General features: G+C 55.8%; 11 protein-coding genes. 10 read left to right on the top strand and 1 reads right to left on the bottom strand.

The window, feature by feature from the left end:
• The first annotated feature begins 20 nt into the window (after positions 1–20).
• The 4 genes from PYW49_RS05890 (at position 21) to PYW49_RS05875 (ending at position 3,255) form a co-directional block, all read left to right on the top strand.
• On the top strand, positions 21–1,250 hold the full coding sequence (locus PYW49_RS05890) for a winged helix-turn-helix domain-containing protein (RefSeq protein WP_134349227.1): 1,230 nt from the start codon (positions 21–23) through the stop codon (positions 1,248–1,250).
• Between the two features lie 45 nt (positions 1,251–1,295).
• On the top strand, positions 1,296–1,478 hold the full coding sequence (gene ycaR, locus PYW49_RS05885; RefSeq protein WP_006174474.1) for a protein YcaR: 183 nt from the start codon (positions 1,296–1,298) through the stop codon (positions 1,476–1,478).
• Complete coding sequence (kdsB, locus tag PYW49_RS05880) at positions 1,475–2,221, top strand: 3-deoxy-manno-octulosonate cytidylyltransferase (RefSeq protein WP_320385951.1); 747 nt, start codon at positions 1,475–1,477, stop codon at positions 2,219–2,221. Before ycaR ends, kdsB begins: the two co-directional genes overlap by 4 nt.
• Before the next feature lie 140 nt (positions 2,222–2,361).
• The gene (locus tag PYW49_RS05875) at positions 2,362–3,255 is read left to right on the top strand and encodes a YcbJ family phosphotransferase (RefSeq protein WP_134349225.1); all 894 of its coding nucleotides are present in this window, start codon (positions 2,362–2,364) and stop codon (positions 3,253–3,255) included.
• Here the strand turns inward: PYW49_RS05875 and elyC are convergent.
• Positions 3,232–4,011, bottom strand: coding sequence for an envelope biogenesis factor ElyC (gene elyC, locus PYW49_RS05870; RefSeq protein WP_134349224.1), 780 nt, complete (start codon positions 4,009–4,011; stop codon positions 3,232–3,234). The two genes, PYW49_RS05875 and elyC, sit on opposite strands and share 24 nt — an antisense overlap.
• 124 nt (positions 4,012–4,135) lie before the next feature.
• Between elyC and cmoM the strand changes: the two genes are divergently transcribed.
• From cmoM to PYW49_RS05840, 6 genes are all read left to right on the top strand, one after another.
• Positions 4,136–4,915 (top strand): tRNA uridine 5-oxyacetic acid(34) methyltransferase CmoM, encoded by a 780-nt coding sequence (gene cmoM, locus PYW49_RS05865; RefSeq protein WP_134349223.1) that lies wholly within the window; start codon positions 4,136–4,138, stop codon positions 4,913–4,915.
• Positions 4,916–4,918: 3 nt separating this feature from the next.
• The gene (gene mukF, locus PYW49_RS05860) at positions 4,919–6,241 is read left to right on the top strand and encodes a chromosome partition protein MukF (RefSeq protein WP_320385950.1); all 1,323 of its coding nucleotides are present in this window, start codon (positions 4,919–4,921) and stop codon (positions 6,239–6,241) included.
• Complete coding sequence (gene mukE, locus PYW49_RS05855) at positions 6,222–6,926, top strand: chromosome partition protein MukE (RefSeq protein ID WP_134349221.1); 705 nt, start codon at positions 6,222–6,224, stop codon at positions 6,924–6,926. The genes mukF and mukE overlap by 20 nt, the downstream gene beginning before the upstream one ends.
• Positions 6,926–11,377, top strand: a complete 4,452-nt coding sequence (mukB, locus tag PYW49_RS05850) for a chromosome partition protein MukB (protein WP_320385949.1) — start codon at positions 6,926–6,928, stop codon at positions 11,375–11,377. The genes mukE and mukB overlap by 1 nt, the downstream gene beginning before the upstream one ends.
• 177 nt (positions 11,378–11,554) lie before the next feature.
• Positions 11,555–13,378 (top strand): L,D-transpeptidase, encoded by a 1,824-nt coding sequence (gene ldtD / locus PYW49_RS05845; RefSeq protein ID WP_320385948.1) that lies wholly within the window; start codon positions 11,555–11,557, stop codon positions 13,376–13,378.
• Between the two features lie 174 nt (positions 13,379–13,552).
• Positions 13,553–14,104, top strand: a complete 552-nt coding sequence (locus tag PYW49_RS05840) for a YcbK family protein (protein ID WP_023335137.1) — start codon at positions 13,553–13,555, stop codon at positions 14,102–14,104.
• The last annotated feature ends 1 nt before the right edge of the window (position 14,105 follow it).

Here is a 14,105-nt window from a genome sequence, read left to right as displayed (position 1 = left end):
TTTGACTGACAGGAAAACGCATGTCTTTACCGCAACTCTCGCTTTCAGCCGCACGTCATTTACACCTTGCCGCGCAGGGGCTGCTCAAAAAGCCCCGCCGCCGCGCGCAGCCTGCCGATATTCTCTCTACCGTCCAGCGCATGTCGCTACTTCAAATCGATACCATTAACATTGTGGCCCGCAGCCCTTACCTGGTGCTGTTTAGCCGTCTGGGGAGTTATCCATCGCAGTGGCTGGATGAGGCGCTCAGCAAGGGGGAGTTAATGGAGTATTGGGCGCACGAAGCCTGCTTCCTGCCCCGCAGCGATTTCGCACTGGTCCGTCACCGCATGCTCTCACCGGATAAGATGGGCTGGAAGTACCGCCAGGCGTGGATGCTGGAACATGCGGCTGAAATCGAGCAGCTCATCGCGCACATTCAGGAAAACGGTCCCGTACGTTCCGCCGATTTTGAACACCCGCGCAAAGGCACAAGTGGCTGGTGGGAGTGGAAGCCGCACAAGCGTCATCTCGAAGGGCTGTTCACGTCAGGCAAAGTGATGGTGATTGAACGGCGTAATTTTCAGCGCGTATACGACCTGACGCATCGCGTGATGCCGCACTGGAACGACGAGCAGGACTTGCTCTCCCAGGAAGCGGCTGAGGCCATCATGCTGGAAAATAGCGCCCGCAGCCTGGGCATTTTCCGTTCACAATGGCTGGCTGATTATTATCGTCTGCGCCAGCCCGCCCTAAAACCGCTGCTGGAAATGTGGCAGCAAGAACAGCGAATCATTCCCGTCATGGTGGAAACACTGGGCGAAATGTGGCTGCATGAGGATCTTCTCCCGCTTTTGCCTCTGGCCCTGGAAGGAAAATTGCAGGCAACCCACAGCACGGTGTTGTCGCCTTTCGATCCGGTGGTCTGGGACAGAAAACGCGCCGAGCAGCTGTTCGATTTCAGCTACCGGCTGGAATGTTATACCCCGGCGCCAAAGCGTCAGTATGGCTACTTCGTTTTACCTCTGCTGCATAAGGGACAGCTGGTCGGGCGTATGGATGCCAAAATGCACCGCAAGACTGGCACGCTTGAAATCATTGCCCTTTATCTGGAAGAGGGCGTCAGGGTGACGGCGACGCTGGAAAAAGGGCTGACGTTTGCCATTAGCGAATTCGCGCGCTGGCAGGGGGCCCGTGACGTGACGCTGGGTCGGGTACCCGACGGGCTGTTTGCATCATGTCGAAGTGGCTGGGAAACAGGCACGCCCTGAAAAAGGAATGTGTTAAGCTTTAGCGATTACCCATACGGAGGAACTATGGATCACCGTTTACTTGAAATTATTGCCTGCCCGGTATGCAACGGCAAACTCTACTACAGCCAGGACAAACAAGAGCTGATTTGTAAGCTGGACAGTCTGGCCTTCCCGCTGCGCGACGGTATTCCGGTATTGCTGGAAAATGAAGCCCGTTCCCTGGTGGCAGAAGAGAGCAAACCATGAGTTTTGTTGTCATTATCCCTGCGCGCTACGCGTCTACGCGTCTGCCCGGTAAGCCGCTGGTGGATATCAACGGCAAGCCAATGATTGTACATGTCCTTGAGCGGGCGCGTGAATCCGGTGCCGAGCGCGTCATTGTCGCCACCGATCATCCGGATGTCGCCCGTGCGGTTGAGGCAGCAGGCAGTGAGGTGTGCATGACTCGCGCCGATCACCAGTCCGGCACTGAACGCCTGGCGGAAGTGGTTGAGAAATGCGGTTTCAATGATGATACGGTCATCGTGAACGTGCAGGGTGACGAGCCGATGATCCCGGCGGTCATTATCCGTCAGGTGGCAGAAAACCTGGCTCAGCGTCAGGTTGGTATGGCGACGCTTGCGGTACCTATTCACCATGCTGAAGAGGCATTTAATCCGAATGCGGTGAAGGTGGTTATGGATGCCGAAGGCTATGCGCTCTATTTCTCCCGCGCCACGATCCCATGGGATCGCGATCGCTTTGCGCTCTCTAAAGAGACCATTGGTGATTCTTTCCTGCGTCATATTGGGATCTACGGCTATCGCGCTGGCTTTATTCGCCGTTATGTCACCTGGGCACCCAGTCCGCTGGAGCATATCGAAATGCTGGAGCAGCTTCGCGTGCTTTGGTATGGCGATAAAATCCATGTTGCCGTTGCCCGAGAAGTGCCTGGAACGGGCGTAGATACGCCGGAAGATCTTGAGCGCGTTCGCGCCGAATTGCGTTAATACCGCCTGCATCCCTCCTTTCGGGGGGATGTCTTTCTCCACGCCTTTCCCTTTCTTTTCCATAATTGATCTCTTCCGGGTGACATCTTCATCCAGGACGCTCATTATAAAAGCAGTAGTCTTAATGGGGGTAATCTCATATGGAACAGCTGCGTGCCGAACTTAGCCATCTGCTTGGTGAGAAGTTAAGCCGGGTCGAATGCGTGAGTGAAAAGGCCGATACCGCGCTCTGGTCGTTGTACGACAGTCAGGGCAACCCAATGCCGCTGATGGCCAGAAGTTTTACCTCGCCGGGTGTCGCCAGGCAGCTCGCATGGAAAATGTCGATGCTGGCACGGGAGGGAACGGTCCGTATGCCGACGGTGTACGGTGTGATGACGCATGAGGAACACCCCGGGCCGGACGTGCTGCTGATTGAGCGTTTACGCGGTGTGTCTGTTGAAGCCCCGGCGCGTACGCCGGAGCGCTGGGAACAGTTGAAAGACCAGATTGTTGAGGCGCTGCTGGCCTGGCATCGTCAGGATAGCCGTGGACTCGTGGGGCCGGTCGACAGTACCCAGGAAAACCTGTGGCCGCTGTGGTATCGCCAGCGGGTTGAAGTGCTGTGGGGAACGCTTAATCAGTTCAGTAACACCGGTTTAACCATGCAGGACAAACGTATTCTGTTTCGCACCCGCGAGTGCTTACCGGCGTTGTTCGAAGGCTTTAATGACAATTGCGTGCTGATCCACGGTAATTTCACCCTGCGCAGCATGCTCAAAGACTCCCGCAGCGATCAGCTCCTGGCGATGGTCGGACCGGGGATCATGCTCTGGGCGCCGCGCGAATATGAGCTGTTCAGGCTCAGCGACAGCGGGGCGGCGGAAGGTTTACTGTGGCACTACCTTCAGCGCGCGCCGGTTGCAGAAGCGTTTCTCTGGCGGCGCTGGCTCTACCTGCTCTGGGACGAAGTCGCGCAACTGGTCAATACCGGACGTTTCAATCGCGCAAACTTCGATCTGGCGACAAAATCACTCTTGCCCTGGCTCGCCTGAGGAGCCTTTCAGCCACTGCCAGAGGCGTCCGAGCGTCTCATAGCCGACGCGGTCGCTATGCATCAGCCATGCGGGGGACGGGATTGCCCGTTCCCATGGGTTGAGCGGTGCGGCGATGGCCATCTGGTTTGCCGGTGCGGGAAGTGGGTGCAGGCCTTGTTTTTCAAAGAAAATCATCGCTCTTGGCAGGTGTGAGGCGGATGTCACCAGCAAGAACGGCACATCGCCAATCGCCTGCTTCACCGCTGCAGCCTCTTCTTCGGTATCTTTTGGACTGTCCAGCGTAATGATTGAGGAACGCGGCACGCCGAGTGATTCCGCGACTCTGGCGCCTGCCTCAGCCGTACTCACCGGGTTCGTTTTTGCCGCCGCGCCGGTGAAGATCATTTTTGATCCCGGGTTCGCCAGCCACAGGCGAATACCCTCGTTTAGCCGTGGCAGGCTGTTGTTGATCAGGTTCGAGCTGGGTGCCCAGTCCGGATCCCAGGTATACCCGCCGCCCAGCACCACGATGTACGCCACTTTCTGATTTCCCTGCCATGTCGGGTATTTGTTTTCGATAGGGCGTAACAGACCATCCGCGACCGGTTGCAGGCTTAACAGCAGCAAGACAAACCAGCCGAGCGTGATAAGCGTTTTGCCACTTTTCTGAAAGCGACTGAACCAGACCAGCGCCAGCCCCAGCGCGATCGTGATGAGCAGCAGCGGAAGGGGAAGCATCATCCCTCCAATGTATTTCTTAAGGGTAAAAAGCATCCTTTTTGGTTCCTTTTTTGACCATATAGCAGGTGATTACCCGTGATATTACACCAGAGAGGTTCATTCTCCGCGCGGGTGTGACAAAATAGCGGTTTTGCAGTTAGCGAGTGGAACTCTCCCAATGCGGGATCGCAATTTTGATGACATCGCGGAAAAGTTTTCGCGCAACATTTATGGCACCACGAAAGGACAGCTCCGTCAGACGATCCTCTGGCAGGATCTGGACAAGCTGCTTGCTGATTTCGGTGACCGCAAGTTGCGCGTGCTGGATGCCGGTGGCGGGGAAGGCCAGACAGCCATTCTTATGGCGCAACGCGGTCATCACGTCACGCTTTGCGATCTTTCTGCAGAGATGGTTGCGCGCGCCCAACGCGCGGCAGAAGAGAAAGGTGTGAGCGACAACATGCATTTTATACATTGCGCCGCTCAGGACATCCCGCAGCATTTGGAAACTCAGGTTGATCTGATATTGTTTCATGCTGTGCTGGAATGGGTAGCCGAACCGCAAGCCATGTTAAAAACGCTGTGGTCGATGTTGTGTCCGGGCGGTGCGTTATCGCTGATGTTCTACAATGCTAACGGCCTGCTGATGCGTAACGTGCTGGTAGGCAATTTCGGCTACGTGCAGCAGGGTATGTATAAAAAGAAACGGCGCACGCTATCGCCGGATTTCCCGCGAGAACCGCAGCAGGTCTATGGCTGGCTGGAGGAGATTGGCTGGGAGATCACCGGTAAAACAGGCGTGAGGGTGTTTCATGATTATCTGCGTGATAAACAAAAACAGCATGACTGTTTAGACGCCTTAACAGAAATAGAAACGCGGTATTGCCGCCAGGAGCCTTACCTGAGCCTTGGCCGCTATATACACGTCACCGCGCGCAAGCCGCAGATGCAAGGATAATCTATGAGTGAATTTTCCCAGACAGTCCCCGAACTGGTTGCCTGGGCCAGGAAAAACGATTTCTCCATCTCGCTGCCGGTAGACAGACTCTCTTTTCTGCTGGCGGTTGCCACGCTGAACGGCGAACGGCTGGATGGCGAAATGAGCGAGGGTGAACTGGTGGATGCGTTCCGCCATGTCAGTGATGCGTTTGAGCAAACCAGCGAAACCATTAGCGTGCGTGCCAACAACGCAATCAACGATATGGTGCGTCAACGTCTGCTGAACCGCTTTACCAGCGAGCAGGCGGAAGGAAACGCCATTTATCGCCTGACGCCACTGGGCATCGGTATCACCGATTACTATATTCGCCAGCGTGAATTTTCCACGCTGCGTCTTTCTATGCAGCTCTCGATCGTGGCGGGTGAGCTTAAGCGTGCCGCCGACGCGGCAGATGAAAACGGTGACGAATTCCACTGGCACCGTAACGTCTACGCGCCGCTGAAATATTCGGTGGCGGAAATCTTCGACAGTATCGATCTGACCCAGCGTCTGATGGACGAACAGCAGCAGCAGGTGAAAGACGATATCGCGCAGCTGCTGAATAAAGACTGGCGTGCCGCCATCTCCAGCTGTGAACTTCTGCTGTCAGAAACCTCCGGCACGCTGCGTGAGCTGCAGGATACGCTGGAAGCGGCAGGGGATAAGCTTCAGGCGAACCTGCTGCGCATTCAGGATGCGACCCTGGCGCATGACGATCTGCATTTTGTCGATCGTCTGGTCTTCGATCTGCAAAGCAAACTCGACCGCATTATCAGCTGGGGCCAGCAGTCGATCGACCTGTGGATCGGCTACGACCGTCACGTGCATAAATTTATCCGTACCGCGATTGATATGGATAAAAACCGCGTCTTTGCTCAGCGTCTGCGTCAGTCGGTACAGACCTATTTCGATGCGCCGTGGGCGCTGACCTACGCCAGTGCCGATCGTCTGCTGGATATGCGCGACGAAGAGATGGCCCTGCGCGATGAAGAGGTGACCGGTGAACTGCCGCCGGATCTGGAATATGAAGAATTTAACGAAATTCGCGAGCAGCTTGCCGCGATGATCGAAGAACAGCTTGCCGTCTACAAAACCAGACAAGTGCCGCTGGATCTGGGGCTCGTGGTGCGCGACTATCTGGCGCAATATCCTCGCGCGCGCCACTTCGACATTGCCCGCATTGTGGTAGACCAGGCGGTGCGCCTGGGCGTCGCGCAAGCAGATTTCACCGGACTGCCGCCGAAGTGGCAGCCAATTAACGATTACGGAGCCAAGGTACAGGCGCATGTCATTGACAAATATTGAACAAGTGATGCCAGTTAAGCTGGCACAGGCGCTGGCGAATCCGTTATTTCCGGCGCTGGACAGCCAGCTGCGTGCCGGTCGTCACATTGGCTTAGACGAGCTGGATAATCACGCCTTTTTGATGGATTTCCAGGAGTACCTGGAAGAGTTTTACGCACGCTATAACGTGGAGCTGATCCGCGCGCCGGAAGGTTTTTTCTACCTGCGCCCACGCTCCACGACCCTGATTCCGCGTTCCGTGCTCTCCGAGCTGGATATGATGGTCGGCAAAATTCTTTGCTACCTCTATCTCAGCCCTGAACGTCTGGCGAATGAAGGTATCTTCACCCAGCAGGAACTTTACGATGAGCTGTTGACGCTGGCAGATGAGAGCAAGCTGCTCAAGCTGGTGAACAACCGTTCCACGGGGTCGGATCTTGACCGTCAGAAATTACAGGAAAAAGTACGCTCTTCCCTGAACCGTCTGCGTCGTCTGGGTATGGTCTGGTTTATGGGGCACGACAGCAGCAAATTCCGCATTACGGAATCGGTCTTCCGCTTCGGCGCCGATGTGCGTGCGGGCGATGACGCGCGAGAAGCTCAGCTTCGCATGATCCGCGACGGTGAAGCGATGCCGGTCGAAAACCATTTGCAGCTCAATGACGAGCATGAAGAGAATCAGCCGGATAGCGGGGAGGAAGAGTAATGATTGAACGCGGTAAATTTCGCTCACTAACGCTGATTAACTGGAACGGCTTCTTTGCCCGAACCTTCGATCTGGACGAGCTGGTTACGACGCTCTCCGGCGGCAACGGTGCGGGTAAATCCACCACCATGGCGGCATTTGTCACAGCGCTTATCCCCGATCTGACGCTGCTGCACTTCCGTAACACCACCGAAGCGGGGGCGACAAGCGGCTCTCGTGATAAAGGTCTGCACGGTAAGTTAAAAGCCGGCGTCTGTTATTCGGTGCTGGACGTTATCAACTCCCGTCACCAGCGTGTGGTGGTGGGCGTGCGCCTGCAGCAGATTGCGGGCCGTGACCGTAAAGTGGATATCAAACCCTTTGCGATCCAGGGCTTGCCAACCTCCATGCAGCCAACGGCATTGCTGACAGAAACGCTGAACGAGCGTCAGGCTCGCGTGCTAACGCTGCAGGAGCTGAAAGACAAGCTCGAAACCATCGAAGGCGTACAGTTCAAGCAGTTCAACTCGATTACCGATTACCACTCCCTGATGTTCGATCTGGGTGTGGTTGCCCGTCGTCTGCGTACCGCGTCCGACCGTAGTAAATACTACCGTCTGATTGAAGCGTCCCTGTACGGCGGTATCTCAAGCGCCATTACCCGCTCTCTGCGCGACTACCTGTTGCCGGAAAATAGCGGCGTGCGTAAGGCTTTCCAGGATATGGAAGCTGCGCTGCGTGAAAACCGCATGACGCTCGAAGCCATTCGCGTTACCCAGTCCGACCGTGACCTGTTTAAACATCTGATCAGCGAAGCCACCAACTATGTGGCGGCAGATTATATGCGTCACGCCAACGAGCGCCGCATTCACCTCGATCAGGCGTTAGAGTATCGCCGGGAGCTCTTTACCTCACGTAAACAGCTGGTGGCTGAGCAGTATAAGCACGTTGAAATGGCGCGTGAGCTGGGCGAACAGAATGGTGCCGAAGGTGACCTGGAAGCTGATTATCAGGCCGCCAGCGATCACCTGAATCTGGTGCAAACCGCGCTGCGTCAGCAGGAGAAAATCGAGCGCTACGAAGCGGATCTCGATGAGCTGCAAATTCGTCTTGAAGAGCAAAACGAAGTGGTGGCAGAAGCCGCTGACAAGCAGGAAGAGAACGAAGCCCGTGCCGAAGCCGCCGAGCTGGAAGTGGATGAGCTGAAAAGCCAGCTTGCTGATTACCAGCAGGCGCTGGACGTGCAGCAGACGCGCGCGATTCAGTACAACCAGGCTTTGCAGGCATTACAGCGTGCAAAAGAACTGTGTCATCTCCCTGACTTAACGGCAGAAAGCGCTGAAGAATGGCTGGATACGTTCCAGGCCAAAGAGCAGGAAGCTACTGAGAAACTGCTATCTCTCGAACAGAAGATGAGCGTCGCGCAAACTGCGCACAGCCAGTTTGAGCAGGCCTATCAGCTGGTGGTGGCGATTAACGGCCCGCTGGCGCGTAACGAAGCGTGGGATGTTGCCCGTGAACTGCTGCGCGACGGCGTGAACCAGCGCCATCTGGCCGAGCAGGTTCAGCCGCTGCGTATGCGCCTGAACGAGCTTGAGCAGCGCCTGCGCGAGCAGCAGGAAGCCGAGCGTCTGCTGATCGAATTCTGCAAGCGTCAGGGCAAAAATTACGATTTCGACGAGCTCGAGGCCCTGCACCAGGAACTCGAAGCCCGTATTGCAGCACTTTCTGACTCCGTATCGAACGCAAGCGAACAGCGTATGACGCTGCGACAGGAAATGGAGCAGCTCCAGTCTCGTTCACAGACGCTGTTGCAGCGTGCGCCGATATGGCTTGCGGCGCAAACCAGTTTGAGCCAGCTCAGCGAACAGTGCGGTGAAGAGTTTGCATCCAGTCAGGACGTCACCGAATACCTGCAGCAGTTGCTGGAGCGCGAGCGTGAAGCGATTGTAGAGCGTGACGAAGTGGGCGCACGTAAGCGTGACGTCGACGAAGAAATTGAGCGCTTAAGCCAGCCGGGTGGTTCGGAAGATGCGCGCCTCAACACGTTGGCGGAGCGTTTCGGCGGCGTACTGCTGTCAGAAATCTATGACGATGTAGGTCTCGATGACGCGCCGTACTTCTCCGCGCTGTATGGCCCATCGCGTAACGCGATTGTGGTGCCGGATTTGTCGCTGATTTCTGAACAGCTTGCTGGCCTGGAAGATTGTCCGGAAGATCTCTACCTGATCGAAGGTGATCCGCAGTCATTCGATGACAGCGTGTTCAGCGTAGATGAGCTGGAAAAAGCGGTTGTGGTGAAAATCGCTGACCGTCAGTGGCGTTATTCACGCTTCCCGGAACTGCCTCTCTTTGGCCGCGCCGCGCGTGAAAATCGTATTGAAACCCTGCATGCAGAGCGTGAAACGCTCTCTGAACGTTTTGCGACGCTGTCGTTTGACGTGCAGAAAACCCAGCGTCTGCACCAGGCCTTTAGCCGCTTTATTGGCAGCCATCTGGCCGTAGCCTTTGACGCTGACCCGGAAGCCGAAATTCGTAAGCTCAACACCCGTCGGGGTGAACTGGAACGTGCGCTGGCCAATCATGAAAATGACAACCAGCAGAGTCGCGTTCAGTTCGAGCAGGCGAAAGAGGGCGTTGCAGCCCTTAACCGCATTCTGCCTCGCCTGAATCTGCTGGCAGACGACACGCTGGCTGACCGTGTGGATGAGATCCAGGAACGTCTGGATGAAGCTCAGGAAGCCGCACGCTTTGTGCAGCAGCACGGCAATCAGTTAGCGAAGCTGGAGCCGGTTGTTTCGGTTCTGCAGAGCGATCCGGAGCAGTACGAGCAGTTAAAAGAAGATTATGCCTGGTCGCAGCAGGTTCAGCGTGAAGCGCGTCAGCAGGCGTTTGCCCTGACGGAAGTGGTACAGCGTCGGGCCCACTTCGGCTACTCCGATTCGGCTGAAATGCTAAGCGGGAATAGCGACCTTAACGAGAAGCTGCGCCAGCGTCTTGAGCAGGCTGAAGCAGAACGTACCCGCGCCCGTGAAGCGATGCGCAGTCATGCGGCTCAGCTGAGCCAGTACAGCCAGGTGATGGCCTCGCTGAAAAGCTCCTACGACACCAAAAAAGAGCTGCTAAACGATCTGCATAAAGAACTGCAGGACATTGGCGTGCGTGCCGACAGCGGTGCCGAAGAGCGCGCGCGAATTCGTCGTGATGAGCTGCATAGCCAGCTCAGCAACAACCGCGCCCGTCGCAATCAGCTGGAAAAAGCGCTGACCTTCTGTGAAGCGGAGATGGACAACCTGACCCGTCGGCTGCGTAAGCTTGAGCGCGACTATCACGAGATGCGTGAGCAGGTTGTCACCGCGAAGGCGGGCTGGTGTGCGGTCATGCGCATGGTGAAAGACAACAACGTTGAACGTCGTCTGCACCGTCGCGAGCTGGCCTATCTCTCCGGCGACGAGCTGCGCTCCATGTCGGATAAGGCATTGGGTGCGTTGCGTCTGGCGGTGGCGGATAACGAACATCTGCGCGACGTGCTGCGTATGTCAGAAGATCCAAAACGTCCTGAACGTAAAATTCAGTTCTTCGTTGCCGTGTATCAGCACCTGCGTGAGCGAATTCGTCAGGACATCATCCGCACCGACGATCCGGTTGAAGCTATCGAACAGATGGAAATCGAACTGGGCCGTCTGACGGAAGAGCTGACCTCGCGCGAGCAGAAGCTGGCGATCAGCTCCCGCAGCGTGTCGAACATTATCCGCAAAACCATTCAGCGTGAGCAGAACCGTATTCGCCAGCTGAACCAGGGGCTGCAGAATGTTTCGTTTGGTCAGGTTAACAGCGTACGTCTGAACGTGAACGTGCGTGAAGCCCACTCCACGCTGCTGGATGTGTTGTCTGAACAACATGAACAGCATCAGGATCTGTTCAACAGCAATCGCCTGACCTTCTCGGAAGCGCTGGCGAAGCTGTACCAGCGCCTGAACCCGCAGATTGATATGGGGCAGCGTACGCCGCAAACCATCGGTGAAGAGCTGCTGGATTACCGCAACTACCTGGAAATGGAAGTTGAAGTAAACCGTGGGTCCGACGGCTGGCTGCGTGCGGAGTCAGGCGCACTGTCTACCGGTGAAGCTATCGGTACAGGTATGTCGATTCTGGTGATGGTGGTTCAAAGCTGGGAAGATGAAGCGCGTCGCCTGCGCGGCAAAGACATCTCTCCATGTCGCCTGCTGTTCCTGGATGAAGCCGCACGTCTTGATGCCCGCTCCATCGCCACACTGTTTGAGCTGTGCGATCGTCTTGATATGCAGCTCATCATTGCGGCACCGGAAAACATCAGCCCGGAAAAAGGCACAACCTATAAACTGGTGCGTAAAGTGTTCCAGAACAGCGAACACGTACACGTCGTTGGGCTGCGTGGCTTTGCCCCGCAGCCACCAGAGTCCTTGCAGGAAACCACGGTGGACGCGTCCTGACGCGTCTCCTGAACGGGAGCGGCGCTATGGCGCCGCTTTTTTTTTAAACTTAACTTGTGCTTAGGACTGCGTTATCTTTAAACTTCTTTACATAAGGTAAGGCAACAGGTTTGCCGGCTACCTATAATAAAGAAAGCCCCACCGTGATGGGCATGTCGTGAAAACAGGGGGCAAGGGATGTTGCTAAAGAAAAAATGTGGTCGTCAGCTGTCTGCGCTCAGTTTATGCCTGGCAGTGATATTTGCTCCACTGTTAACCGCCCAGGCCGACGAGCCTGAAATTGTGCCGACTGACAGCTCTGCAACGACAGGCGCGCAGCCAACGTCGCTGTCTGAGCCGCTGGAGCAGTCTCCAGCGACGGCTGTCATGGCCGGTATTAAGCCGCTGCCGGAAGGCATCGACGCCGAATCTCTCAGTCAGCAGCTGAAGTTGGGGCTACCGTCAGGCTACACGCCTGTCTATCTCAATCAGCTCACGCTGCTTTATGCTGCCCGTGATATGAAACCGATGTGGGAAAACCGCGATGCCGTGCGCGCCTTCCAGCAGCAGCTGGCGGAAGTGGCCATTGCCGGGTTTCAGCCGCAGTTTACAACATGGGTTGAGCTGTTAACCGATCCCGCCGTCACCGGACAGGCGCGGGACGTGGTGCTTTCCGATGCCATGATGGGCTATCTGCAGTTTGTTGCGGGTATTCCGGTCAACGGCAACCGCTGGTTGTACAGCGATAAGCCTTATAAGCTGGCGACGCCGGCGCTGTCGGTCATAAACCAGTGGCAGTTAGCCCTGGATAATGGCGAACTGCCGCGCTTTATTGCCAGCCTGGCACCGGCACATCCACAATATGCCACTCTGCACCAGTCGCTTCTGGCGCTGGTGGGGGACTCGCGTCCCTGGCCGCAAATGCGCGGTACCGCGACGCTGCGTCCGGGGCAGTGGAGCAGCGATGTTCCTGCCCTGCGCGAGATCCTGATGCGTTCCGGTCTTCTGGACGGCGGGCCACATATAGTCTTGCCTGGCGACGATCCGCAAAACGCAGTGGTCAGCCCGTCAGCTCCCGTGAAAGAGAAGAAAGCCGTTATCCTGAGCGACAAACCCGCAGCTTACGATCGCGAACTGGTTGCGGCAGTTAAACAGTTCCAGGCCGCTCAGGGGCTGGGGGCCGATGGTGTCATTGGCCAAACTACGCGTGACTGGCTGAACGTGTCCCCTGCGCAGCGGGCAGGGGTGTTGGCGCTGAATATCCAGCGTTTGCGCTTGCTGCCGGGCACGCTCTCTACCGGGATTATGGTTAACATCCCGGCGTATTCTCTGGTCTATTATCAGGATGGTAGCGAAAAACTGGCGTCGCGCGTGATTGTCGGGCGTCCGGATCGTAAAACACCTATGATGAGCAGTGCGCTGAATAACGTTGTGGTTAACCCGCCGTGGAACGTACCGCCGACCCTGGCGCGAAAAGACATTCTGCCGAAGGTCTGGAACGATCCGGGTTATCTGGAACGTCATGGCTATACGGTGATGCGTGGATGGAACAGCAAAGAGGCGATCGATCCTTATATGGTCGACTGGTCGACGATCACGGCGTCGAATCTGCCGTTCCGCTTCCAGCAGGCTCCGGGCGCGCATAATTCGCTGGGGCGCTACAAATTCAATATGCCGAGTTCAGAAGCTATCTATCTGCACGATACGCCGAACCACAACCTGTTCCAGAAAGATACTCGTGCGCTAAGTTCTGGCTGCGTGCGCGTGAACAAAGCCTCGGAGCTGGCTAATATGCTGTTGCAGGATGCGGGCTGGAACGATACGCGCATCTCGGATGCCCTGAAGCAGGGGGATACGCGTTACGTGAATATTCGGCACAATATTCCGGTCAATCTTTACTATCTGACTGCGTTTGTTGGCGAAGACGGGCGTACTCAGTATCGTACAGATATTTACAATTATGATCTCACCGCGCGATCCGGCGCACAAATTTTGCCAAAAGCGGAACAATTAATCAGGTAAATGAAGTAGTTCGGGAAAAATGATTGTCGTAAGTTATGGTGAATGCGGGGCAATATGGCTGTAAGCCGCGTATTTGCTGGGGTTGGGCGCCTTGACGTACCCGGTTTTGCCAGTTAAGGTGCCCTTCGTGCGCTAAGCATATTACGATTTCTTTTACCTGTAGACCTGATTATCATGGACAAATTTGACGCTAATCGCCGCAAACTGCTGGCGTTAGGTGGTGTTGCGCTTGGCGCAGCGGCCATCTTGCCGACGCCAGCATTTGCCACCCTCTCGACACCTCGTCCGCGAGTTTTAACGCTCAACAATCTTCATACCGGTGAGTCGCTAAAAGCGGAGTTTTTCGATGGCAGAGGCTATATTCAGGATGAATTAGCAAGACTTAACCATTTTTTCCGTGATTTCCGCGCGAATAAAATAAAAGCCATCGATCCAGGACTGTTTGATCAGATTTTCCGCCTTCAGGGCCTGCTGGGCACCAGCAAGCCGGTGCAGCTCATCTCTGGCTATCGTTCGATTGATACCAATAATGAACTGCGCGCCCATAGTCGCGGGGTAGCCAAAAAAAGCTATCACACCAAGGGACAGGCAATGGATTTCCATATTGAAGGCGTTTCGTTAGCCAATATTCGCAAAGCTGCGTTATCTATGCGTGCAGGTGGTGTAGGATATTACCCCAGCAGCAACTTTGTGCATATTGATACCGGTCCGGTTCGGCACTGGTAAT

The sequence above is a fragment of the Enterobacter chinensis genome (assembly GCF_034008295.1).
Lineage (GTDB): Bacteria > Pseudomonadota > Gammaproteobacteria > Enterobacterales > Enterobacteriaceae > Enterobacter > Enterobacter chinensis.
The sequence above is the reverse complement of the archived record's forward strand: the minus strand, read 5'-3'. Positions and strand labels throughout refer to the sequence as shown.